Annotated in this window: 21 protein-coding genes and 1 pseudogene; 13 read left to right on the top strand and 9 right to left on the bottom strand. The window is 64.1% G+C overall.

The window, feature by feature from the left end:
• Positions 1 to 33 precede the first annotated feature (33 nt).
• Entirely contained in the window at positions 34 to 507 is a 474-nt protein-coding gene (locus DKB74_RS18575) for a hypothetical protein (protein ID WP_145960954.1), read from the bottom strand.
• A 112-nt stretch (positions 508 to 619) separates the two neighbouring features.
• On the opposite strand from DKB74_RS18575, the gene DKB74_RS11035 reads away from it, so the two are divergent.
• From DKB74_RS11035 to DKB74_RS11010, 6 genes are all read left to right on the top strand, one after another.
• Positions 620 to 1,291: a queuosine precursor transporter gene (locus tag DKB74_RS11035; protein ID WP_109808167.1), complete on the top strand. Its 672-nt coding sequence runs from the start codon at positions 620 to 622 to the stop codon at positions 1,289 to 1,291.
• A 143-nt stretch (positions 1,292 to 1,434) separates the two neighbouring features.
• Positions 1,435 to 2,352, top strand: coding sequence for an acetylglutamate kinase (gene argB / locus DKB74_RS11030; protein WP_109808166.1), 918 nt, complete (start codon positions 1,435 to 1,437; stop codon positions 2,350 to 2,352).
• A gap of 57 nt (positions 2,353 to 2,409) precedes the next feature.
• The gene (locus tag DKB74_RS11025; RefSeq protein ID WP_109808299.1) at positions 2,410 to 2,715 is read left to right on the top strand and encodes a YggT family protein; all 306 of its coding nucleotides are present in this window, start codon (positions 2,410 to 2,412) and stop codon (positions 2,713 to 2,715) included.
• A 7-nt stretch (positions 2,716 to 2,722) separates the two neighbouring features.
• Positions 2,723 to 3,025, top strand: a complete 303-nt coding sequence (locus DKB74_RS11020; protein WP_109808165.1) for a DUF167 domain-containing protein — start codon at positions 2,723 to 2,725, stop codon at positions 3,023 to 3,025.
• Positions 3,022 to 3,897, top strand: a complete 876-nt coding sequence (gene folD / locus DKB74_RS11015) for a bifunctional methylenetetrahydrofolate dehydrogenase/methenyltetrahydrofolate cyclohydrolase FolD (RefSeq protein WP_109808164.1) — start codon at positions 3,022 to 3,024, stop codon at positions 3,895 to 3,897. Before DKB74_RS11020 ends, folD begins: the two co-directional genes overlap by 4 nt.
• Positions 3,897 to 4,538 carry a MarC family protein gene (locus tag DKB74_RS11010; protein WP_109808163.1) on the top strand — a complete coding sequence of 214 codons (642 nt, stop codon included), beginning with the start codon at positions 3,897 to 3,899 and terminating at the stop codon, positions 4,536 to 4,538. Before folD ends, DKB74_RS11010 begins: the two co-directional genes overlap by 1 nt.
• On the opposite strand, the gene DKB74_RS11005 is transcribed toward DKB74_RS11010, so the two are convergent.
• Complete coding sequence (locus DKB74_RS11005; RefSeq protein ID WP_239987475.1) at positions 4,532 to 6,361, bottom strand: AcrB/AcrD/AcrF family protein; 1,830 nt, start codon at positions 6,359 to 6,361, stop codon at positions 4,532 to 4,534. The two genes, DKB74_RS11010 and DKB74_RS11005, sit on opposite strands and share 7 nt — an antisense overlap.
• Positions 6,362 to 6,485: 124 nt before the next feature.
• Between DKB74_RS11005 and DKB74_RS11000 the strand changes: the two genes are divergently transcribed.
• A complete protein-coding gene (locus DKB74_RS11000) occupies positions 6,486 to 6,911 on the top strand; it encodes a GtrA family protein (protein WP_239987474.1) in 426 nt (141 codons plus the stop codon).
• A 1-nt stretch (position 6,912) separates the two neighbouring features.
• Positions 6,913 to 7,644, top strand: a complete 732-nt coding sequence (locus DKB74_RS10995) for a class I SAM-dependent methyltransferase (RefSeq protein WP_109808161.1) — start codon at positions 6,913 to 6,915, stop codon at positions 7,642 to 7,644.
• A gap of 191 nt (positions 7,645 to 7,835) precedes the next feature.
• On the opposite strand, the gene DKB74_RS10990 is transcribed toward DKB74_RS10995, so the two are convergent.
• Genes DKB74_RS10990 through DKB74_RS10975 form a run of 4 tightly spaced genes read right to left on the bottom strand, consistent with a single transcriptional unit; the run spans position 7,836 to position 10,752 of the window.
• A complete protein-coding gene (locus DKB74_RS10990; RefSeq protein WP_109808160.1) occupies positions 7,836 to 8,873 on the bottom strand; it encodes a glycosyltransferase family 2 protein in 1,038 nt (345 codons plus the stop codon).
• A 45-nt stretch (positions 8,874 to 8,918) separates the two neighbouring features.
• The gene (locus tag DKB74_RS10985; protein WP_205007869.1) at positions 8,919 to 9,236 is read right to left on the bottom strand and encodes a transcriptional regulator; all 318 of its coding nucleotides are present in this window, start codon (positions 9,234 to 9,236) and stop codon (positions 8,919 to 8,921) included.
• On the bottom strand, positions 9,233 to 9,796 hold the full coding sequence (locus DKB74_RS10980) for a hypothetical protein (RefSeq protein WP_109808159.1): 564 nt from the start codon (positions 9,794 to 9,796) through the stop codon (positions 9,233 to 9,235). Before DKB74_RS10980 ends, DKB74_RS10985 begins: the two co-directional genes overlap by 4 nt.
• Before the next feature lie 11 nt (positions 9,797 to 9,807).
• Entirely contained in the window at positions 9,808 to 10,752 is a 945-nt protein-coding gene (locus tag DKB74_RS10975; protein WP_161956848.1) for an acyl-CoA thioester hydrolase/BAAT C-terminal domain-containing protein, read from the bottom strand.
• Between the two features lie 189 nt (positions 10,753 to 10,941).
• Here DKB74_RS10975 and DKB74_RS10970 point away from each other — a divergent pair, with 189 nt between their 5' ends.
• Both DKB74_RS10970 and DKB74_RS10965 read left to right on the top strand, forming a co-directional pair.
• Positions 10,942 to 13,170 carry a TonB-dependent hemoglobin/transferrin/lactoferrin family receptor gene (locus DKB74_RS10970; protein WP_239987473.1) on the top strand — a complete coding sequence of 743 codons (2,229 nt, stop codon included), beginning with the start codon at positions 10,942 to 10,944 and terminating at the stop codon, positions 13,168 to 13,170.
• Between the two features lie 14 nt (positions 13,171 to 13,184).
• Complete coding sequence (locus DKB74_RS10965) at positions 13,185 to 14,177, top strand: DUF6607 family protein (protein WP_109808157.1); 993 nt, start codon at positions 13,185 to 13,187, stop codon at positions 14,175 to 14,177.
• A 137-nt stretch (positions 14,178 to 14,314) separates the two neighbouring features.
• On the opposite strand, the gene pepN is transcribed toward DKB74_RS10965, so the two are convergent.
• The gene (gene pepN / locus DKB74_RS10960) at positions 14,315 to 16,909 is read right to left on the bottom strand and encodes an aminopeptidase N (RefSeq protein ID WP_109808156.1); all 2,595 of its coding nucleotides are present in this window, start codon (positions 16,907 to 16,909) and stop codon (positions 14,315 to 14,317) included.
• A 130-nt stretch (positions 16,910 to 17,039) separates the two neighbouring features.
• Here pepN and DKB74_RS10955 point away from each other — a divergent pair, with 130 nt between their 5' ends.
• From DKB74_RS10955 to DKB74_RS10945, 3 genes and pseudogenes are all read left to right on the top strand, one after another.
• A complete protein-coding gene (locus DKB74_RS10955; protein ID WP_109808155.1) occupies positions 17,040 to 18,716 on the top strand; it encodes a M28 family metallopeptidase in 1,677 nt (558 codons plus the stop codon).
• A 60-nt stretch (positions 18,717 to 18,776) separates the two neighbouring features.
• Entirely contained in the window at positions 18,777 to 20,414 is a 1,638-nt protein-coding gene (locus tag DKB74_RS10950) for a M20/M25/M40 family metallo-hydrolase (RefSeq protein WP_109808154.1), read from the top strand.
• Between the two features lie 12 nt (positions 20,415 to 20,426).
• A pseudogene (locus DKB74_RS10945) lies at positions 20,427 to 21,269 on the top strand (Rossmann-fold NAD(P)-binding domain-containing protein); the annotation flags it as partial.
• Here the strand turns inward: DKB74_RS10945 and DKB74_RS10940 are convergent.
• Both DKB74_RS10940 and DKB74_RS10935 read right to left on the bottom strand, forming a co-directional pair.
• Positions 21,182 to 22,099: a DMT family transporter gene (locus DKB74_RS10940; protein WP_109808153.1), complete on the bottom strand. Its 918-nt coding sequence runs from the start codon at positions 22,097 to 22,099 to the stop codon at positions 21,182 to 21,184. The pseudogene DKB74_RS10945 and the gene DKB74_RS10940 sit on opposite strands and share 88 nt — an antisense overlap.
• Entirely contained in the window at positions 22,096 to 23,100 is a 1,005-nt protein-coding gene (locus DKB74_RS10935) for a threonine aldolase family protein (protein WP_109808152.1), read from the bottom strand. The genes DKB74_RS10940 and DKB74_RS10935 overlap by 4 nt, the downstream gene beginning before the upstream one ends.

The following is a 23,100-nucleotide window of genomic DNA, read 5'->3' as shown; positions in this document are numbered from 1 at the left end:
CTTCTTCAAATCTAAAGCGCGAAACGGCTGCAATCAGTCGATTTGCGGCTTCAGCGCCTTCAGCATTGCGCGCACGGTGCGAAAGCCGGGATCGGATCCCAGCGGAATGTCGAGATCGGTACGGACCTGATTGCACACATAATCATGCAATTGCGCGAACTGGGAGTCCGGTCCGGCGGTCAGCCAGTCGGTGAATTCGGCTGAGCGCTCAACCTCGCCGCCGTCGATATCGAGCGACGCGAAATCGCCGATCCGCACCTTTGCGTCGACACATCGAAGCTGCGCACGGGTTTTTACCGCAGCAACCATATCCTCGTCATCGGCGAAAATGATGAGCTGACTGAATTCACGTTGCCCGGCCACATCCGACCGGATCGAATCGACATCCAGGAACAAGGCGCTGTCGCCATTGCCTTCCACGGAAATCAGCCGCCAGTCCTGCGCAGCGGCGGGCATGGCGGATACCGACAGCATCGCCGCACCGATCGCTGAAACAAGCCTGATCAAATTGCGTATCCCCCTGCGCCGCAAACGCGCAGATTGGCCCGCGCTGCCGGGCTTGGCAAGGGTGTTGCGCGGGCATCTTTCGCTTGTGCCAAATTGCCGCTAGCAATTGACGATGGACACCCGATACCGCGCGATCCCGCGTTCGCTTTTTCTGCTCTCGGTCTTTTACGGCGGCATGGTCTGCATCGCCGGCGTGCTGGGCAACAAACAGGTTGCACTCGGCCCGGTTTCGCGGATCGGCGAATGGGTCGGGCTGGGCCCACTGGCGGTCGAAGCGGGAATCTTCGCCTTTTTGTTGCTCGTCGCAGTGTCGAGTTCGGTGGCCGAGCTTCATGGCCGCGCGACCGCGAACAAGCTGGTGTTGTTCGGCTTCATCCCGCTGCTGACATCGGTGGCGCTTTCCTGGCTGGTCCATGCACTGCCACCTTCGCCCGACATGCAGCCCGAGGGGCTGGCCGCCGTGCAATATATTCTCGGCGCGACCTGGCGCATCTGGCTGGGCGGCATCACCGCCTATGGCATTTCGACATTGCTCAACGTCACCATCTTCAGCGCGCTGCGACGCGAGGGCGGGGGGCTGATGTGGCTGCGATCGGCAATTGCCGGGGTGCTCAGCCAGATCGTCGACACGCTGATCTTCGTCACCATTGCCTTTTACGGCGTATTCCCGATCTTCGAGCTGCTCGCCGGACAGATGCTGGCCAAAGTGGTGCTGTCGGCGGTGCTGGTGCCGCTGCTCATCTATCTGTTCGTCGGGATCGGACGCGCAGTCGACCGGGGCTAGAGTCTTTCCTTTACCGTTCATGCTGAGTAGGGGCTGAGCGCAGTCGGAGTCCCGTATCGAAGTATCCGCGCCAGGCGTGCTTCGATATGCCGCTTCGACGATGCTCAGCGGCACCTCAGGACGAAACGGATTCCTTTCGAACGATGACCGATCACAGCCCCGATCCCGCAATGCTGGCCAAGGCGGAGACGCTTACCGAAGCGCTCCCCTATCTTCAGCGTTATGCCGGCAAGACGTTCGTCGTGAAATATGGCGGCCATGCGATGGGCGATCCGGAGCTGGCGCGCGATTTTGCCGAGGATGTGGTGCTGCTCAAGGCAGTCGGGATCAATCCGATCGTCGTTCATGGCGGCGGGCCGCAGATCGGCGCGATGCTGAAACAGCTCGGCATCGAATCGCAGTTTGTCGGCGGGCTGCGCGTCACCGACAAGGCGACCGCCGAAGTCGCCGAAATGGTGCTGGCGGGGAAGATCAACAAGGAAATCGTCGGCTGGATCGCCGAAGCGGGCGGCCGCGCGGTCGGCATTTCGGGCAAGGATGCGCGGCTGGTGCTCGCGGAAAAGGTGAAGCGCACCGAACCCGACCCCAATTCGGGGATCGAGCGGCATGTCGATCTCGGCTTTGTCGGCGATCCGGTACATGTCGATCCGTCGATCCTGCACCAGCTGGCCAAGGACGGCATCATTCCGGTCGTCGCGCCGGTCGCGCTCGGCGCCGATGGCGATACCTATAATATCAACGCCGACACCATGGCGGGCGCGATTGCGGCGGCATGCAATGCCTCGCGCTTTTTCCTGCTGACCGATGTCGCGGGGGTGCTGGCCAAGGACGGCGAGCTGCAGACCGATCTCGATCCGGCGGGTATCGACGCGCTGATCCGGGACGGCACGATTTCGGGCGGAATGATTCCCAAGGTCGAAACCTGCGTGAAAGCCGTCGAACATGGCGTCGATGCCGCCGTCATCCTCGACGGACGCATTCCGCACGGCATGTTGCTGGAGATATTCACCCGGCGCGGCGCGGGCACGCTCGTGCGAAAAACGGGCGGTCTTGAGCGATAGCCCCTATATTGTGTATCAGCACCCTAAGTCACTTATGCGAGGTTCGGCTTGAACGGCATCCTGATTACCCTGCTCCAGATCGTTCAGCTGCTGCTGACGGTCTTCACCTTCGTCATTGTCGCGCAGGCGATCCTGTCGTGGCTGATCGTCTTCAACGTCATCAATACCTATAACGAATTCGTCCGTTCGATGTGGAACGGGCTGAAGATGGTGACGGAGCCGGTCTATCGTCCGATCCGGCGGATTCTGCCCGATTTCGGCGCGCTCGACATTTCGCCGCTGATCGTGCTGCTGGTGCTCTACATCCTCAACAACATCGTCATCGCCAACGCGATACGCTCGCTCGCCATCGCGAGCTACTGACGCCGTCGTGCCCGCATGGCGTTTATGTGAGGACGGCATCGAGATCGCCGTCCGCGTAACGCCGCGGGCAAGGCGCGAGCAATTCGCCGCCGGCACCGAGGAACATTTCGCTGCCCGACTCGCCGCGCCGCCGGTCGAAGGCGCAGCGAATACGGCACTGATCGCGCTGGTCGCGCGCGAATTCGGCGTCGGCAAGCGCGCGGTGACATTGATCGCGGGCGATACTGCGCGGTTGAAGCGGATTGCGATCGCCGGCGACACGACAGCGCTGGCGGACCACGCCGCCAGCCTTTATGGCGACACGCCATGAGCGCGACGATCATCGACGGAAAAGCCTTTGCCGCAGACCTGCGCGAGCGGGTTGCGAGCCATGTCCCCGCCTTTCACGCCGCCACCGGACGCAATCCGGGGCTGGCGGTGGTGCTGGTCGGCGAAGACCCGGCCTCTGCCGTCTATGTCCGCAACAAGGGCAAGATGACGCGCGCGGCGGGGATGGAGAGCATCGAGCACCGCCTCGACGCGAAGGTATCGCAGGACGAACTCAACGCGCTGGTCGATCGGCTGAACGCGGATCCCACGGTTGACGGCATCCTGGTCCAGCTGCCGCTGCCCGGGCATCTCGACGCCGACGAAGTGCTGCTGCGGATCGATCCGGACAAGGATGTCGACGGGTTTCACCCGGTAAATGCCGGGCGGCTCGCCACCGGCCTGCCCGGCATGGTGCCGTGCACGCCGCTCGGCTGCGTCATGCTGCTCGAGGATCAGCTCGGCGATCTTTCGGGCAAGGATGCGGTGGTGATCGGCCGGTCGAACATCGTCGGCAAGCCGATGGCGGCGCTGCTTACCGCGCGGAGCTGCACCGTAACGGTCGCGCATTCGCGCACGCGCAACCTGCCCCATTATCTGAAACATGCCGACATCGTCGTCGCTGCGGTCGGGCGCCCGCAATTCGTGCATGGCGAATGGCTGAAGCCCGGTGCGACCGTGATCGATGTCGGCATCAACCGCACCGAAGACGGCCTGGTCGGCGACGTCGATTTCGACAGCGCGGCGAGCGTCGCCGGAGCGATCACGCCGGTGCCCGGTGGCGTCGGACCGATGACGATCGCGGTCCTGCTGCGCAACACGCTGGTCGCCGCGCATCGCCGCGAAGGCGTGCCGCTGGACGAAAACGCGATCTGATGATCGAACTCTTCATCTCCTCGCTCGCCACCTTCTTCGTGGTGATCGACCCGCCGGGATGCGCGCCCATCTATGCGGGGCTGACCGCCGGGGCGAGCGCGCGCGAACGCGTGTCGATGGCGGTGCGTGCAGTGGTCGTGTCGGCGGCGATCCTGCTCGTCTTCGCGCTGGTCGGCGAACAATTGCTCGGCGCGCTGGGGATCAGCCTCGACGCGTTCCGGATCGCGGGCGGCATCATGCTGTTCCTGATCGCGATCGACATGGTGTTCGAAAAGCGTGCGCAGCGTCGCGAGGATCGTGCGCAGAAGATCCTGGAAACCCCCGAAGTCGAGGATGTTTCGATCTTTCCGATGGCGATGCCGATGATCGCCGGACCGGGTTCGATCGCGTCGATCATGCTGCTGATGGCGCGTTCGGAAGGGACCGAACAATCGCTGGTCGTGCTTGGCGCGATGCTGACGATCCTGGTGCTGACGCTGGTTGCACTGATCGCAGCGGGGCCGCTGATGCGGCTGCTGGGTGCGAAGATCGAAGCGGTGATCACGCGGCTGCTGGGCGTGCTGCTCGCCGCGCTGGCCACGCAATTCGTGATCGACGGGCTGCGCGAGAGCTTCACTGCAGCCACCGCCGCGCTTCACTGACCGCCGACACGGCTCCGTTCGGATTGGGACCCATAGTCGATCCGCCACAGCTTGAACGGCGAATTTTCGGGTAGATCGACCGGCTTCAGCCAGTTCGGCACCTGTCCGCGCGCCAGCTGGGCATAAAAGCCATTGGGATTGCGCGCGCGATAGACCGTCGTTTCCGCCATATTGACGCAGAGCAACACATATTGCGCATGGTGACGCGCGGCGATCGGGCGGAAATCCTCGGGCTTGCCGGTAAAGGCGTGATGCACGTCGAGGATCGCCTGGCCGTTGCGATGATAGGGCCCGGCCACCGCATCATGGTGCGTCAGCGTGATCAGCCGCGGGCCGAGATCGACCTGCGTGAACATCGTCGCGGCCGGCAGCTTGTCGAGCGGCTTCATCGCCCAGAAACGCTGGCAATTGGAATTGGCCTTGGCCACCACCGGACTGCGCCCCGACGGCAGGTTGATCGGCAGCCAGTTGATCACATAGGCGACGAACAGTCCCGATATGATCATGAAGGCGACGAAGACGCCCGCCACCCGCACCAGCATCCAGCGCTGGCGCAGGAACCACGGCACCAGGATCCACAGCAACGCGGTTGCACCGGGCAGGCTGAGCATCTGCGCGGCGGGACCGGCGCGGATCTGCCACAACAGCATTGCCGAAGCGAACAGCGTGAACAGCATGACCGCCGCCCAGCCCACGGCGGCGGGCGAACGCCGCGCGCGCCAGAAGGCGATGAGCGCGCCGATCAGGCCGATCGCGGGCAGCACCGAAATCGGCAGCGCATTGCGCAGCGGCACCTTGAAGATCGGGCGCGCCTCACGGACATTGTTGAGCCACACCCGTTCGAGCTCGGGCGAAACGCCTTCCAGCCGCCCGCCCACGCATTGCGGGAATACACTGGCAAAGGCAGCGGCGATAAAGGCACCGGCCACCCCGGCAATCACCAGCCGCAGCCAGCGCCGCTCGACCCGCGGCAGCGACATGGCGAACAGCAGGGCGCCGGCGACCACCATCGCCGACAGCCATACCGGCGTCAGCGCATCGCAGCGCATTGCCATATTGTCGTAGGAACCGAATATCGCAAAGCCCAGGGCACAGCCGCCACCCAGCGTCAGGCCATAGGTACGCAGCCGTCGCGCCTCCGCCGCGTCCCACACCCAGCGCAATGTCACGATCGCGCCCGCCGCCGCGCAATAGGGCAGCAGTTCCAGCCCGATAATCAGCGACAACGCGCTCGACAGGCCAACGGTCGCGCCGCCGCGCCCGCGCCGGGGATCGGCCATGCCGGCCACCGTCACTGCCAGAAAGGCGAGCTGCCATCCGTGATGATCGATCCGCAGCGGCGCGAACATCAACATGGTCGACGTGCAGCCGAGCATCAGCACGATCGTCACCGGCCATGCCAGCGGCGCCACCAGCCGCCGTACCGCGAGCGACAGCGCCGTGATCGCAACCGCCATCGGCAGCATCGGCGCGATGCCGCACGCCAGCTTTTCCGCCATCGCCGTGCCGACGATCGGTTGCAGCAGCAAAATCAGCCCGGCAATGGGAAGGTCGACCAGCCGCGACCAATGGATATTGAACCCGGCAGGCGGATCGAGCCGATATTGGCGCAGATCGTACCAGCCCTGCCCGTTCAGCAGCGCGCGGACCTGCATCAACCGCATATTATCGTCGGTATCGCCGAGCGCGAGCCAATAGATCTGGCCCCAGCGATCGAACAGGAACCATGCCGCGATCAGCAACCAGGCGAGCAACGCCCAGCGAATCCAGTGCCGGTCGAAATCGTCCCTGAGGCGGAGCGCGCCGGACGGCAAATGCTGCAAAATCGCTTCCCCTATGCTCGCTCGCCATCTACTGCGCTGCGCGGCGCACGCAAATCCCCTTTGGGGACGGCGGGGATAATATTGGTACAGGACCGGGCAGTGCCCGGTATCGACGGGCAGTCCAGTGACGGCACTTTTCCAACAGATCGAAACGCTCCGCCGCAACGGCGTGCTGGGCCAGATCATCCGCTTCGGCATCGCCGGGGGAATTTCGACGCTGATCTATTCGGCGGTCTATCTGCCGCTTGCCTATTGGGTGTTTCCCGGCCTTGCCGTCGCGGCGGTGCCCTTTGCCTTTGCAGTGGCAGTGACGGCGGGTTTCTTTCTCCATTCGCTATGGAGTTTCAAAGGGCATGGCACGCGCGACAATAGCGGCAGGCAACATCTGAAATTCGTCGTGGTGCAGGGCGCCGGGCTGGTGCTCAATGCCGCCTTCACCTGGGTGATGGCCGATTATCTGCACTTGGCCGACTGGACGCCGCTGATCCCCATCGTCACGGTGACGCCGCTCGTCACTTTCTCTCTCAATCGGCAATGGGTATTCGGCTGATATGGATCGCATTGTCTATGATCGCATGGCCGCGCATGACACCACCCATTGGTGGTATCGCGCGCGCCGCGACATCCTGACCGATTATCTGAAGCGCTGGGGCGGTTTGCCGGGCGACGCACATATTCTGGAAATCGGCTGCGGCACCGGCCACAATCTGCCGATGCTGGCGCAGTTCGGCGAAGTCGATGCGATCGAGATCGACGAGGATGCGGGCAGATATGCCGCCGAACGACTCGGCAAGCCAGTCGGCACCGCGCCGCTGCCCGAACTGACCGGCGTGCCGCGCGGCGCCTATGACCTGGTCGCGGTGCTCGACGTGATCGAACATGTCGAAAACGATGTCGCTGCACTGAAAGCCATCGCCGAATGCCTGAAGCCGGGCGGGCGCATCCTGATCACCGTGCCGGCGCATCAATGGATGTGGAGCGCGCATGACGTGGTGAATCACCATCATCGCCGATATTCGAAAACGACGCTGACTCAGTCGCTGCGCGCGGCGGGACTGGGATGGCAGAAGCTGGGCTATTTCAATTCGCTGCTCTTTCCCGCAGCGGTCGCGCAGCGCGCGGTCGGCAAGCTGACCGGCAAGCAAGACAGCGACGATTCGCCGCCGGCAAAGCCGCTCAACATGGCGTTCGAAACCATCTTCCGGATCGAGCGCCACTTGCTTGGCCGCGTCCCGCTGCCGCCGGGCCTCTCGATCATCGCACTGGCATCGCCGAAGCGCTGAGCGTCAACGGGCGCCAAGGCGCCGTATCGCGACATTCTGCACCCGATCGCGCCACGGCTGCGTCCCGGTGCGCTGATCATTGCCGACAATGCGGATTATTGCCCCGAATATCTGGAGCATGTCCGTGCGAGCGGTCAGCCCTATCTGTCCGTACCGTTCGGTCCCGATGTCGAACTGACGATGCGGCGCGATTAGGTTTCCGGTTCAGGATCTTCGGGAAGCGGCGGCATGTGCGGCGCGAAAGTGACCGGCCCGGCATCCTGATGGCGATAACCGAGCGACGCGCGCCCCTGCACCGGCCCGGCGATATCGGCGACGAGATAGAGCGGTCGCCGTTTCGATTCGACATAGAGCCGGCCCAGATATTCGCCGATCATCCCGAGTACGAACATCTGCACCGCGCCGAGCACGACGACGACCAGCATCGTCGAGGTCCAGCCCGCCGTGTTGCGGCCCATGATCCAGCCGCCGACGATATAGAGGACCAGCAGCGCAGAGGCTGCGGTCAGCACCAGCCCGACATGGCTGGCGAAACGCAGCGGCGCAGTGGAAAATCCCGTCACGGCGTCGAGCGCGAAGCGCACCATCTTGGCCAGCGGATATTTGGTTTCGCCGGCATGGCGCTCGGCACGGTCATAGAGGAACGGAACCTGACGGAATCCGACCCATGCGACCATGCCGCGAATGAAGCGCGCCTGTTCGGGCAGCGACAGAAACGCATCGAGTGCACGCCGCGTCATCAGGCGGAAATCGCCGGTGTCGAGCGGGATCGGCGTATCGGTGATCTTGTCGAGCATCCGATAGAAGAAGGCCGCCGTCATCTTCTTGAAGATCGTTTCGCCTTCGCGCTTGCGGCGCACGGCGTAAACGACATCGGCTTGCTGCTCGACCATCGTCTGGCGCATTTCCGACAGCAATTCGGGCGGGTCCTGAAGATCGGCGTCGATAATCAGAATCTCGTCGCCCGAGCACAGGTCGAGCCCGGCGGTCAGCGCAAGCTGATGCCCGTGATTGCGTGACAGGTTGATCGCGACCAGATGCGGATCGGCGGCGGACAGCCGCTGCATCACGTCCCAGCTGGCATCCTTTGACCCGTCATTGACGAGGACGATTTCATAATCCTCCCCCACTGCCGTGCGGGCAGCGGCGGAAACGCGCATGTGCAGCGTTTCGAGGCAACCTTCCTCGTTATAGCAGGGGACGACAATGGAGAGCCGGGGCCGAGTCATGGGCGCTGGCTTTAACGCCCCGCAACGCGATCGTCATCGGGAGATTTATGCACCCGGATCGCCGCCGTCGCCATCGACGATGCTGCGCAGAAACACCAGATGCCGGGCAAAGGCGGCGCGCCCTTCGGACGTGATCCGAACCAGCGTGCGCGTGCGCTTGCCCACCGGCAGCTTTTCGATCGCAACATAACCCGCCTTTTCGAGCGTGGTGAGATGCGCGCCAAGATTGCCGTCGGTGGCGCCCGAAATCTTCTTCAAACGGGGGAAATCGAGCGCATCGCCAGCCGCAGCGCCATCGAGCGCCGCCATCAGCCGCAGCCGCGTCGATTGATGGATGACTTCGTCCGCCATGCCGCCGGTCATGCCCGCCGCAGCCAGATGCCGCCAAGGATCAACGCGCCGCCGCCGCCGATCCCCAGCCACAGGAGAAGCGTTTCGGGATAGGCGAACCAGCCGATGCAGATCGCCAGCGTCAGGGCGATGCCGAGCAAGGCAAAGCGCAGCCCCGCCCAGATGCCGCCCAGGACATAAGCGACGGCGACGAGCAGCGAGATCAGCACATTTTCCTGCGCATGGGATCCGTCGGCGCCGGTGACTCGCATCACCAGCACCAGAAAGACAAAGGCGGCAAGGACGCTGAGCGGGATGCGCCAGTCGGCGCCGTCCCCGCGCACCCGCTTGCCCAGATAGGCCCGCTTGCCCAGATAGGGATGCGCGATCGACCAGATAATGCCGAGCGGGATTCCGATCATCCAGCTGCGATAGCCGCCCGCCACGAAATAGGTGGCAAGGTTGCAGATCAGCCAGACCAGCCCCCAGACGATGATCGTGCTGCCGGCATCGGCATAGCCGCGCAGTGCCGTGGAGCGGCGGCGGCCAAGATCGACGTCGCGCAGGGCGCCGGCGGCTTCTTCGCGGTCCATGGCTCCCTCCCTTATCGCTGCGGCGGGGCGCCGAGCGCCTCGCGGAAAAACGCCACCACCTGCGGCCACATGTCGGCGCGCGCAGCGGCATTGCCCGCCGGAGTGCCACCCATCTGGCTATAGGCGCTTTCGTCGCCCGTAACAGGTTCGGGGGAGACGATTCCATGGCCCGCGTCGGGATAGGCGATATGGCGGTGCATCGGCGTAAAACCATGCGCATCGAGCCGCGCCATCACCTGTTCCGACATCAGCGTCGAGGGCCAGAGCGCATCGTCCTGCGCCGAAATCAGCAGGACCGGGCCGTTGATCCGTTCGACCGGGATGATCGCATCGGGATGCGCGTCGCGATTGGCGAGGCTGCGCTGATAAAGATCGTGGATGCCGGTAAAGGCCCGGCTGGTGTCATAGGGCAGATAGGGAAGCGGCTTTCCGCCTTCTGAAAATCCCGATTTGATGTCCATATAATTGGCGCGGTTGATCCCCGGCCACACGACCGAACTCGGCACCGCCGCGACGACCGCGTGAATGCGCGCGTCGTGCGAGGCGACAAGCAACACCGCCTCGCCACCCTTTGACACGCCGAATATGCCGATATGCGCCGCATCGGCGCGCGGCTGGTCACCGATCCAGTCGATCGCGGTGCGGAAGTATTCGAGCGGGATTTCCTGCAGCTCGGTCGGCAAGCCCTCTGCCCCGAACCAGGCGATCGCCAGCACCCCATAGCCTTCGCGGGCCAGCCGCCGGCCCATCGCCTGAGCGGAAGCTTCGCCCCCTTCGGAACCGCCCAGGACGAGGATCACCGGTGCGCGCCCGGTGCCGGCCGGAGCATACCAGGTGCCGACCAGCCCGCGTTCGTGCACTGCGACACCCGCCGCTGCCTGATCCACCGGCTGCGCCGCCGCCGCGACTGGCCAGAGCAACAGCGTCGTGATCATGTGCCAGATTCGCAATCGCATTCCCGCGCCCTTCCAATAACTCTGCGATACAGAGCATCTACTCTGCATTACAGAGTATTGCAAGCCGGCTTGTCGCACCGCCGCCGGAAGGCGCGCTGGAGCGCAACGATTGACGCAGGAGCGGAGATTCCCCATAGGCATTGTTAGTGCGAATCACTTGCATTAGCAAAAACAACAAATGGGGAGCCAATGTTCACACGCACATCGGGGATCACAATCGGCTGCAGCCTGATGGCATTGGCCATCGCGATGCCCGCCCACGCCCAGAGCCAGACGGCACAGGGCGCGTCACAGGCCAACCGGGAAGCGGAGCAATCGCCCGCAATCCCGCAAATCACCGTTACGGCAACGCGCCAGCCGCTGGGTGTCGAAGACGCTCCTGCGACCGTCACCGTGATCGATGCGCGGCAAATGGCCGACGAACTCGTCACCGACATCCGCGATCTCGTCCGGTTCGAACCCGGCATCACCGTACCGCGCCAACCCGCGCGTTTCGGCGCGGCGCTGGGCGTTACCGGGCGCGCGGGAAATGAGGGTTTCACCGTGCGCGGCATCGGCGGCAATCGCGTCCTGATTCAAGTCGATGGCGTCCGCGTGCCCGATGGCTTCACCTTTGGCGCGCAAAGCGCGGGGCGTGGCGATTATGTCGATCTGGGCCTGATCAAATCGGTCGAATTCCTGCGCGGTCCGGCTTCGGCATTATATGGCAGCGACGGACTGTCGGGCGTGGTCAGCTTCATCACCAGCGACCCCGAGGATTTCCTGTCGGAGAGACAGAATATCGGCGGCATCGCGCGCGCGGGATATCATTCGGCGGATCAGGAATTTGCCGAAACCGCCATCCTGGCAGGACGCAGCGGCGATCTGTCGGCGATGGTCGCCTATACAAGGCGCGATTTTCAGGAGCTGGAGAATCAGGGCCATGTCGGGGGCACCGGGCCGACCCGCACGCTCCCCAATCCGCAGGACGGGCACAGCAACGCGGTGCTCGGCCGCATCGTATATCATACCGGCAATCACCGGCTGCGGCTGACGGGTGAGTATATCGACACCTATCTCTACACCGATGTGCTGACCGGCCTTGGCGACAATGGCATGGGCACATTGGTCGACAATCTGATCGCGCGCGACACCGGCGAGCGCAAGCGGATCGCCGCCGACTGGAACTGGCAGGGCGCCGGGACGATCGATCATGCGCGGATCGGCATCTATTGGCAGGATGCCGAAGACCGCCAGTTCACTGCCGAAGACCGCACCCCGGCGGCGGATCGCGAGCGGCGCAACACGTTTGAAAACCGTGTGTGGGGCGTATCGGGCGAAGTCGGCGCGGCATTTTCCACCGGGCCGTTTGCCCATCGGCTGCTGCTGGGCGGCGATATCAGCTTCACGCATCAGGAGGGGCTGCGCGACGGCACCGTGCCGCCGTTCGGAGAGACGTTTCCGACCCGCGCCTTCCCGGCGACCGACTATATGCTCGCCGGCGTCTATCTTGCCGACGAAATCACGGTCGGGCCGGTGACGCTCTATCCCGCGCTGCGCGCCGACTGGTATGATCTCGATCCCGACGACGACCCGCTGCTGCCCGGCTTTGCGGGCGCCGCGCAACATGGGTCGCGCGTTTCGCCAAAGATCGGTGCCGTGCTGAATCTTGGCGGCGGACTGCGCCTGTTCGGCAATTATGCGCAGGGGTTCAAGGCGCCCGAACCGGGTCAGGTGAACCAGTTTTTCGGCAATCTGGCCTATGGCTATATTTCGCAGCCCAATCCCGATCTGCGGCCCGAAACGAGCGAAAGCTATGAAGCGGGCATGCGCCTTTCCAGCGACAATTTCCGGCTGGAGGCAACGGCGTTCCATGCCGATTATGACGACTTCATATCGCAGGAAGTCGTCGGCGGCGGCTTTACCCCCAGCGACCCCGCTATCTTCCAGTTCATCAATCTCGACCGCGCCGAAGTCGAGGGTGTCGAAGCCAAGTTCGAAGCGTGGAGCGACAGCGGCATCACCGGACGGATGGCGATCGCCTATGCCAAGGGCGATGTCATCGATCCGTCGGGCGCGCGGTCCCCGCTATCGTCGGTCGATCCGCTGACGTTGGTGTTCGGTGCGGGCTATCGCGATCCGGCAGGTCGCTTCGGCGGCCAGCTGGTGATGACGCACGGCGCCAGCAAGGAAGCCCGCGCCACAACCGGGCTGTGCACCGGCGAATGCTATCGTCCCGATGCCTATACGATCCTCGACATCACGGCCTATGTCCGGCTGGGCGCAGGCATGACGCTGCGCGGCGGCCTGTTCAACGTCACTGACGCGACCTATGCAACATGGGGTGATGTTCGCGGCCTGTCGGCCAGTTCGGACGTAACCGGCGCCTATACGCGCCCGGGCCGGAACGGCAGTGTTTCGCTAAGCTATCGATTCTGAAAAGGGGAAGAGGCATGAAGGCATTTCGCAATTCGGTCGCCGCGCTGGCGGTGATCTCCTGTTCGACACTCACGCCCTTGCCGGTATCGGCGCAATCCGCGCCGCCGGTGCAGCAATCGCTTGCCACGGCGATGGATTTCGAAGCCGCCCGAACGGCGATCCTGGCCATGGCAGGCAATTACAAAGTGCGTTTCGACATGCGCGAAGCGACGCCATGGGCCGCCGACTACACGCTGTATGAGGAAAAGGTATCGGGCGGGCACGAAGTCGTCCGCGTGATCGAAGATCGCGGCGATTTCATCGCGCTCCAGCATCTGCTGGTGATCGAACATGACGGCAGCACGATGATCATCAAACATTGGCGGCAGGACTGGCAATATCAGCCCACCCGCATCCTGGCCTATACCGATGCCGACACATGGGCCTATCGCACCGTGCCCGAAAGCGAACGGGCGGGGGCATGGTCGCAAACGGTTTGGCAGGTGGACGACAGTCCCCGCTATGCCGGATGGGGCAAATGGCAAAGCGTCGCGGGCATCCCGACCTGGACCTCCAACCCCAGCTGGCGCCCGCTTGCCCGCCGCGACGCGGTGCGCAGCCCGGCCTATGACAGCTATTACGCCGTCAATCGCCACCAGCTGACGCCGACCGGCTGGATCCACTGGCAGGACAATATGAAGATGCGCGGCGTCGGCCCCGATGCCGAGCCGGTGGTCCAGGAATATGTCCTCAACACCTATACGAAGTTCGACGAATATGATGTCGCCGCCGCCGACACCTATTGGGAAGCGACCAAGGGATATTGGGCCGCGATCCGGGGGCAATGGGACAGCATCGCCGAAACCAAGGGCGGGATCCGCATCATGGAAGTCGCCGAGACCGGCAGCGCGACCAGCGTGCGCCTGCTCGAAATCGCCGATGCGCTGCAGGCGGGCGAAGTGACAGAAGCCGAAGCCATCGCCCAGGCCGAAGCGCTGATGGATCAGGCGACGGCAGCGCTGGAGTGAGGCCTCGGCTGGCGTAAGCAGGACAGCCCTTCGACAAGCTCAGGGCAAACGGACCTTTGGGGCAACCGCCCCGCAAAAGCACACCGTTCGCGCAGAGCTTGTCGAAGCGCGGTCCTTACTTTTCTCCAGCCAGCGGCTCAGTCGAGGCTCTTGCTGGCCTGTTCGAACATGTCCTTGCTGCATCCGGGCATATCGATGATCCGCTGCAGCTCGGCGCGCATCTTGTCCGCGCGTGCGGGATCGAAACGGCGCCAGCGCCCCAGCGGCGGCACCAGCTTGGCCGAAGTCTGCGGGTTGAGCTTGTCGAGCGCGATCAGCTGGTCGGCCAGAAAGCGATAGCCCCGGCCCGATGCGTCGTGGAACGCGCGCTGGTTGACGCTGAACGCGCCGATCAGCGAGCGGACGCGGTTGGGATTGGCGAGCGTGAAATCGCGGTGGCGCGACAGCGCCTCGACCATTTCCAGCGTATCGTCGCGTGCGGACAGGGCCTGGGTCTGGAACCATTTGTCGAGCACCAGCGGATTGTCCGAATAGCGCTGATAGAAAATGTCGAGCGCCGCGACTCGCTTGTCCGACGTGCCGCCCGCCAGCGTCGTCAGCGCGCCCTGCCGATCGGTCATATTGTCCGCCTGTTCGAACTGGACAAAGGCCAGGCTGGCCGCATCCGGCGCACCCGACGCGGCGATATAGCTGAGCGCCACCGATTTGAGCCGCCGTGCGCCCTTGGCCGCGGGCGACAGTTCGAACCGATTGGCACGCACCGCTTCATAGGCGAGCCGCCATTCATGCTCGAGCTCGCGCCCCAGATCACGGCGCAATGCCTCCCGCGCGCGGAAGATCGCGTCGGGATCGACCACCGCCATCTGGTCGCCGATGAAGCTTTCCGACGGGAGCAGCACCGCTTCGGCGGTAAAGGCATTGTCGAGCCGATCGTCGGCCAGCGTGTTGCGCACCGCCTCGATCACGGCGCCATGGTCGCCCTTGCCGGTCCGCACCGCCGCCACGACCGTGTCGAGCATCAGTTGCTGCATCGCTTCATAGCGGGCGAAGGGATCATCGTCATGCGCGGACAGGAAAGCGAGATCCGCGGTATCGCGTCCGCTGTCCACGATCACCGGCGCGGAAAAGCCGCGATTGATCGACAGGACCGGCCGCTCGGCCAGATCCTCGAAGACGATTTCCTCGCTCGGGTCCGAAAGCAGGACAAGCTGTTCCTGCGTCAGCGGCTTGCCGCTCTGTTCGCCGAACAGCTTGATCCGGAGCGGCAGCACCATCGGTTCCTTGACCGGCTGGCCCGGCGTCGGCGGAACGCTTTGCGCAAGGCGCAGCGTCGCGCGCGCCTCGCCCGTCCGATGCGCCAGCTCCGCCTTGACCCGCGGCGTGCCGGCCTGGCTGTACCAGCGGCGGAATTGCGACAGATCGACGCCGCCCGCTTCCTCCATGCACACCACGAAATCCTCGCAGGTCGCAGCCGTGCCGTCGAAGCGGCTGAAATACAGATCGGTCGCCCTGCGAAATTTTTGCGGCCCCAGGATCGTGGCCATCATCCGGATGAGCTCGGCGCCCTTGTTGTAGATAGTCGAGGTATAGAAGTTCGAGATTTCCATATATTCGTCGGGACGCACCGGATGGGCGAGCGGCCCGGCATCTTCCTGAAACTGGCTGGCGCGCAGGCCGCGCACATCCTCGATCCGCTTGACCGCAGCCGACCCCTGATCGGCCGAGAAGCTTTGATCGCGGAAAACGGTGAAGCCTTCCTTGAGGCTGAGCTGGAACCAGTCGCGGCAGGTGATGCGATTGCCCGACCAGTTGTGGAAATATTCATGCGCGACGACCGCCGCGATCGCGTCATAATCCCAGTCGGTCGCGGTATCGGGATCGGCAAGAATGTAGCGGCTGTTGAAGATGTTCAGCCCCTTATTCTCCATCGCGCCGAAATTGAAATCGCCGACCGCGACGATGTTGAACACGTCGAGATCATATTCGCGGCCATAGACTTTCTCGTCCCATGCCATCGACAGCTTGAGCGCATGGAGCGCGTGATCGGTCTTTGATAGGTCAGGTTCGCGCACCCAGATGCCGAGCTGGACCTCGCGCCCCGACATGGTCGTGAAGCTGCCGCGATTGGCGACCAGATCGCCGGCGACGAGCGCGAAGAGATAGGAGGGTTTGGGGAAGGGATCATGCCATTCGGCCCAGTGCCGCCCGCCATCCAGATCGCCCTCACCCACTGGATCGCCGTTCGACAGCAACACCGGGAAACGCGCCTTGTCGGCAGTCAGCCGCACCTTGTATTTCGACAACACATCGGGGCGATCGGGGAAGAAGGTGATCCGGCGGAACCCCTCCGCCTCGCACTGGGTGCAGAGCATCCCGCCCGAGGCATAGAGCCCCTGCAGCGTGGTGTTACGTTCGGGCGCGATCAGCACTTCGGTTTCAACGACATGCGCGTCGCCCGACAGCGGCACGACCAGGTCGGACCCGTCCATATGCCAGCCCGGCGCATCGGCACCATCGACCCGCACCGCAAGCGGCGAGAGCCCGTCGCCGTCGAGCCGCAGCGGCGCGTCGTGATCGCCGTTCCGTTCGACGCTGAGCGTGGCGCGAACGCGCGTTTCGGCCGGATCGAGATCGAAATCGAGCGTGATTTCGGGAACCTGCCATTCGGGCACGCGATACGCGTCGCGCCGGATTGTCTTGGGCGTCTGGGCCGCAGTCTGAGCATCAACCATAGGGGGCGAATATAGGGCGGACCGGGCGCTATCCAACGAAATCTGTCGGCAATCGTCACGTGACGGGTCTTGCGCTGTTTTACCGGAATGCTACGCCTGTCCGATCCTGAAGGCTGTACCGAGGAACTTCATGCTTCGATTCCCTCTGGCGCTCGCGCTTGTCGCGCTGGCGATTCCCGCCCACGCGCAGGTCGTCACCGATCAGACCGGCACGGCGGCGAAGAACGAAATCATCACCGCCCCGCTGCCGCAGGATCAGGCGGCGATGAAGGCGCATGTGATGTTCCTGGCAACCGATGCGATGCAGGGCCGCGAAGCGGGCAGCCACGAATATGACATCGCCGCCCAATATGTCGCGTCGCAATTCTATGCTGCGGGGCTGCGCCCGGCGGGCGACAATGGCGGCTATCTGCAGCGCGTGCCGCTGACGACGTTCAAACTCGCCGATCATGGCAGCTTCACGCTGACCGGCCCCGATGGCGCACAGGTGCCGCTGCTATTCGGCGAGGATTATGTGCCGAGCGCCAATGCGGCAAAGGCCACCACCGACCTGTCCGCGCCGCTCGTCTTTGTCGGGTTCGGCATCGATGCACCGGGCGAAGGGCATGACGACTATGCCGGGGTCGATGTCACCGGAAAGATCGTCGTGTTCCTGAACGGCGTGCCCGAGGATCTGCACAGCGAAATCCGCGCGACTTTGGGCCGGGCAAGCAGCAAGGCCGAAATGGCGGCGCGTCGCGGCGCGATCGGCGCGATCGTGATCGACAATCCGACCGGTGGCCGCAGCTGGCCCTTCTCGGCGCTGGCCGCCAACTGGCAACGCGCCGCCACGACCTGGGTCGATGGCGAGGGCAATGGCCATTCGCCGTCCGCCGCCGCGCCGATGCTCGCGACGATCAGCCGCGAAAGCGCCGCCAAGCTGTTCGCAGGGGCCCCGACAAGCTGGGAAGACATCGCCGCCAAGGCCGGCGACACATCGACCAAATTCAAGCCATTCCCGCTCGCCACGTCGCTCCATGCGATCGTGAACACCGAGCGCGAGGATTTCGTCAGCTATAATGTCGGCGGCCTGATCCCGGGCAGCGACCCCGACCTGGCGAGCGAAGTCGTCGTGCTGACCGCGCATCTCGACCATGTCGGCGTCGGTCGTGCCGATGCTTCGGGCGACACGATCTACAACGGAGCGATGGACAATGCCGTCGGCATCGCGTCGCTGATCGAAGAAGCCAAGCGCTTTCAGGAATCGGGCAAGCCGCCGCGCCGGTCGGTCCTGTTCCTTGCCGTCACGGCAGAGGAAAAGGGGCTGGTCGGTTCGGACTATTTCGCCAACAATCCGACGCTGCCCGGTCACCGGCTGGTCGCCGACGTCAATCTCGACATGCCGATCCTGACCTATGCGTTCGAAGACATCATTGCCTTTGGCGCGGATCGCTCGACGCTCGGCCCGATCGTACGCAAGGCAGCGGAAGATGCCGGTGTCGGCTATTCGCCCGATCCGATGCCCGAACAGAGCCTGTTCGTCCGGTCGGACCATTATCGCTTCGTTCAGCAGGGCATCCCGTCGGTCTTCGTCTGGCCCGGCTATGCCGGCAATGGCGAAGCGGGCACCAACGGCTTCTTCGCCGACCATTATCACAAGCCGTCGGACGAAGTGGGCCAGTCGCCCGCGATCGATTGGGAAGCGGGTGTCCGTTTCATCAACGTCAATTACCAGATCGCACGCGAAATCGCCGATGCCGACCAGACGCCGGTCTGGAACAAGGGCGATTATTTCGGCACGCTGTATGAAGGGCCGATGGCCGATTGAGTTTCGCGTGGGCGGCGTCACGTCGCTCCCAACGTCTTTTCCACACGGGAGGGGATCCCAATGTTACGTACCCTGATTACCGCGATGCTGATTACAGCACCGCTTGCAGCCACGGCGCAGACCGCGCCGCAGCTGACGCCCGATGAACAGATATTGCACGATCACGTCGCCTATCTGGCGTCGGACGAACTGCGCGGCCGCGAAGCCGGCACGCCCGATTTCGACAAGGCGGCCGATTATGTCGTGTCGCAGATGGAGGCGATCGGGCTTCAGCCCGGCGGCGTCGACGGCACCTGGTTCCAGCCGGTTCCGCTCGTCACGTACAAACCCGGCGATGTCAGCATCAGCTTTTCGCGCGGCGGGACGCCGACCGAACTGACGGCGGGCACCGAAGTGCTCGGCATTCCTTCGGCCACGCAGGAAGATCGCTCGGTTTCGGCAAAGGTCGTGTTCGTCGGCTTCGGCATCGACGATCCCGAAGCAGGTATCGACGATTATGAAGGCCTCGATGTCGACGGCAAGATCGTCGCGATGCTGTTCGGCGTGCCCAAGAATGCGCCCGAAGAAGTCGCCAATCGCTGGGGCGGGCTTGCCGACAAGGTGAAGGGCGCGATGGATCACGGCGCCGCCGGCGTTGTGCTGATCGAATCGGCGCAGCTGCGCGCGCGCATTCCCTTCGCCACGATTGCCCAATATCTGAGCGGCGGCCGCACCACGCTCGATCTGGGCGACGAAAGCGACATGGTCGAACCGATCGCGATGCTGAGCCAGGAAGCCGCAGCCAAGGTCTTTGCCGGGTCGGACATCGACTTTGCCGACGTGCTGGCCGCGGAAAACGATGCCAAGCCGATTCCGCACGGCGCGCTGGGCACGACGATGACCGCGCATGTCACGACCGATATGAAGCGTTTCACCAGCAAGAATGTGATCGGCAAGCTGACCGGCAGCGATCCCGAACTCGCCAACCAGTATCTGGTGGTGTCCGCGCATCTCGACCATGTCGGCGTCGGTCGTCCCAATGCCGAAGGCGACACCATCTATAACGGCGCGATGGACAATGCGATCGGCGTTGCCACCGTGCTGTCGATGGCCAAGCGGTTCAAGGACGCCGGCGAGGCGCCGCGCCGCTCGATCCTGTTCGTCGCACTGACGGCAGAGGAAAAGGGCCTGCTCGGTTCGCGCTACATGGCGAGTCACTGGCCGGTGGGCGATGGTGAAATGCTGGTCGGCGACCTGAATTTCGACATGCCGATCCTCACCTTCCCGCTGACCCATATCGTCGCGCTGGGCGAAGAGCACAGCACACTCGGGCCGGCGGTCCATGTCGCCGCCGACGAAGTCGGGCTGGGCGTCATCCCCGATCCGTTCCCCGAAGAGAATTTCTTCGTCCGTTCGGATCACTACAGCTTCGTGACCGCAGGCATTCCGGCGATCTCGATCGATTCGGGCCCCGCGCCGGACGGCACGGGCACCGATGCGATCCAGCATTTCCTGAAGAATGATTATCACAAGCCGTCGGACGAGATCGGCCTGATCAACTGGGAATCGGCGGGCAAGTTCGCGCTGCTTTCCTATACCTTCGTCCGCAATGTCGCGAATGCCGATGACCGTCCCGCCTGGAATCCGGGCGACGAATATGGCGTTCGCTACAATGGCTATGGCGCCGACCGCGAGCCGGAAACGGACGCGGCAAACTAAGATCGTCCCGCGATGCGCCTGCTGATTTTCGGGATGGGCTATAGCGCCGCGCATGTCGCGGCGCGGCTCGCTCCCCGGGGCTGGCGCATCGCGGGAACGACACGCGACGGTCGCGACGGCAGCATCGCCTTTGCCGATCGCGACCGCGTCGCCTTCGAAATCGAACAGGCGACGCATATCCTTTCCTCGGTCCCGCCCGCCGACGACGCAGATCCGGTGCTTGCCGACTATGGCGGCGCGATCGCCGCTTCGGGCGCGTGGATCGGCTATCTTTCCTCGACCGGAGTCTATGGCGACACGCGCGGCGCCTGGGTCGATGAAAGCGCGCCCACCGGCGGCGGCCGTCGCGTCGCGCGGGCCCGGGCGGATGCCGACTGGCTTGCCCTGCCCCGCGCGCATGTCTTTCGCCTGCCCGGCATTTACGGACCTGGCCGTTCGGTGCTCGACAAGATCGCGAGCGGCAGCGCGACGCGCGTCGACGCGGGCGATCAGGTGTTCAGCCGCATCCATGTCGACGATCTGGCCGAAGGGGTCGTGCGCGCGCTCGACGGCCCGCCGGGCGCCTATAATCTGTCCGACGATATGCCCGCGCCGCAGGCCGATGTCATTGCCTATGGCTGCGCCTTGCTGCGCGTGCCGGTTCCACCGCTCGTCCCGCTCGACGACGCCGCCATCTCGCCGGCGGCGCGCGGCTTTTATTCGGAAAACCGCCGCGTCGCCAACGGCCGCGCCAAGCGCCTGCTCGGCTGGCGCCCGCGCTTTTACGATTACCGGTTGGGCCTGCGTGCCCTGAGCGCGAGGATCAGTCCGGCAATCACCAGCACCGCCCCCGACGCCGCCAGCAACGACCAGCGATATCCTTCGAACAAGGTCGACAGCAGCATCGCGATCACCGGAATAAGGACGCTGGAATAGGCAGCCTTGGCCGGGCCGATGACCTGAATCAGTCGAAAATAGAGCGAGAAGGCAATCGCCGAGGCAGCAATGCCAAGATAGGCGATGCCGAGGAAATAACCGACCCGCCATTCGACGGTCGGCGGCCCGGCAATCGCAAAGGCAAAAGCCGCATCCACCGCCGCACCCATCAGCATCGCCCAGGCGAGCAGCGTGGGCAGCGGATAGGCTTTTGCGGTCTTGGTCGCCTGCAGCACATTGGCGATCGAGGCCGACAGGATGCCGAGAAGCGTCAGCCCGACGCCGATCAGCACTTCACCGCTGGCCGCCGGATCGCGGCGCGCCTCATGCAGGAACAGCATCGCCACGCCGATCATCGCCACGCACGACCCGAGCAGCAATTGCCGCCCCAGCTTCTGGCCCAGAAAGATGCGCGCGAACAGCGCATTGGGAACCAGCAGCAGCGCGAATACCACCGCGACCAGCCCCGATGTGACATGTTGTTCGGCGCGGTAGACGAAGTTGAAATTGAGCGCGAACTGCGGAATGCCGAACATCGCGGCAAAGGCGATGCCGCGCGCATCGAGCCGGAGCGAATTGCCCCGCAGCGCCGCGACGACCAGCATCGCCACCCCGGCGACCAGAAAACGATAGGCGACCGACCAGCTGGGCGGCACCACGGCAATCTGATCGACGATGACCAGCCAGGTCGACCCCCAGATGAAGGTCACGATGAAAAACGGTATCAGGATCGCCATCCGCGTCGATTGCGGTGGCGGCGCATCGCTCATGGAAGTGCCGCAATCGCGTCGGCAAGCGGGCGGACATCGGCCTCGCCATGATTCCAGCTGGTCACCAGCCGCGCTTCGCCTTCGCCCCAGTCATAGAAATCGAAACCGAGCTTGCGCAGCTGCCCCGCTTCCTCCTTCGAAAGGCGGATGAATATTTCATTCGCTTCGACCGGATAGACGAGCCGATCGTCCGCGGCATCGGCGATCACGCGCGCGGCGGCGTTGGCCGCGGCGGCATTGGCGAGCCACAGATCGTCTTCGAGCATCGCATGCAGCTGTGCCGCCAGATAGCGGCCCTTGGACAGGAGCAGGCCGGCGCGCTTGCGGCGATACAGCGTCGCCGTCGTCAGATCGCTGCCGAAACAGATCAGCGCCTCGGCCGACATCCCGCCATTCTTGACAAAACCGAAGCTCAGCATGTCGACCCCCGCGCGCCAGGTCAGTTCCGACGGCGCGCAACCCAGATGCGCCAGCGCATTGGCAAAGCGCGCGCCGTCCATATGCAGGCCGAGTTCATGCTTGCGCGCCACCGCGCCGATCGCGCCCACTTCGTCGGGCGTATAGACACAGCCATATTCGGTGGCGTTGGTGATCGAAATCGCGTGCGGTTGCACCTGATGCACGTCGTCACGGATCGTGCCGAGCAGAGTAGAGATGGCATCGGGTGTCAGCTTGGCCTGCGGCCCGTCGACCAGCATCAGCTTGGCGCCGTGGGTGTAGAATTCGGGCGCGCCGCATTCGTCATTCTGGATATGCGCGTCGCGGTGGCAGATCACGCCGCCATAGGGCGGACAGAGCGCGGCAAGCGCCAGCGCGTTCGCCGCCGTGCCGGTCGGCACCCACAGCGCATGGACTCGCGTTTCGAAGACTTCGGAAAAGCGCGCATCGAGCGACTGGCTCCATTCGTCGCCATCATAGGCGGTGTCGAGCACATTGGCGCTCGAAATCGCTTCGATGACCTGGGGGCAGACCGGGGCGGCATTGTCGGAAAAGAAACGCAT

The sequence above is a fragment of the Stakelama portus genome (assembly GCF_003171655.1).
GTDB lineage: Bacteria > Pseudomonadota > Alphaproteobacteria > Sphingomonadales > Sphingomonadaceae > Sphingomonas > Sphingomonas portus.
This window is presented reverse-complemented; position numbering and strand designations above follow the sequence as displayed.

Bases quoted from the DNA above. Each gene is read 5' to 3' on its own strand.
- DKB74_RS10975 (WP_161956848.1), bottom strand. From the start codon at position 10,752: ATGCGATTGCGAATCTGGCACATGATCACGACGCTGTTGCTCTGGCCA.
- DKB74_RS10965 (WP_109808157.1), top strand. From the start codon at position 13,185: ATGAAGGCATTTCGCAATTCGGTCGCCGCGCTGGCGGTGATCTCCTGT.
- pepN (WP_109808156.1), bottom strand. From the start codon at position 16,909: ATGGTTGATGCTCAGACTGCGGCCCAGACGCCCAAGACAATCCGGCGC.
- DKB74_RS10940 (WP_109808153.1), bottom strand. From the start codon at position 22,099: ATGAGCGATGCGCCGCCACCGCAATCGACGCGGATGGCGATCCTGATA.
- DKB74_RS11010 (WP_109808163.1), top strand. From the start codon at position 3,897: ATGATCGAACTCTTCATCTCCTCGCTCGCCACCTTCTTCGTGGTGATC.
- argB (WP_109808166.1), top strand. From the start codon at position 1,435: ATGACCGATCACAGCCCCGATCCCGCAATGCTGGCCAAGGCGGAGACG.
- DKB74_RS10970 (WP_239987473.1), top strand. From the start codon at position 10,942: ATGTTCACACGCACATCGGGGATCACAATCGGCTGCAGCCTGATGGCA.
- DKB74_RS10980 (WP_109808159.1), bottom strand. From the start codon at position 9,796: ATGGACCGCGAAGAAGCCGCCGGCGCCCTGCGCGACGTCGATCTTGGC.
- DKB74_RS10950 (WP_109808154.1), top strand. From the start codon at position 18,777: ATGTTACGTACCCTGATTACCGCGATGCTGATTACAGCACCGCTTGCA.
- DKB74_RS10955 (WP_109808155.1), top strand. From the start codon at position 17,040: ATGCTTCGATTCCCTCTGGCGCTCGCGCTTGTCGCGCTGGCGATTCCC.
- folD (WP_109808164.1), top strand. From the start codon at position 3,022: ATGAGCGCGACGATCATCGACGGAAAAGCCTTTGCCGCAGACCTGCGC.
- DKB74_RS10935 (WP_109808152.1), bottom strand. From the start codon at position 23,100: ATGCGTTTCTTTTCCGACAATGCCGCCCCGGTCTGCCCCCAGGTCATC.
- DKB74_RS10990 (WP_109808160.1), bottom strand. From the start codon at position 8,873: ATGACTCGGCCCCGGCTCTCCATTGTCGTCCCCTGCTATAACGAGGAA.
- DKB74_RS10985 (WP_205007869.1), bottom strand. From the start codon at position 9,236: ATGACCGGCGGCATGGCGGACGAAGTCATCCATCAATCGACGCGGCTG.
- DKB74_RS11035 (WP_109808167.1), top strand. From the start codon at position 620: ATGGACACCCGATACCGCGCGATCCCGCGTTCGCTTTTTCTGCTCTCG.
- DKB74_RS10995 (WP_109808161.1), top strand. From the start codon at position 6,913: ATGGATCGCATTGTCTATGATCGCATGGCCGCGCATGACACCACCCAT.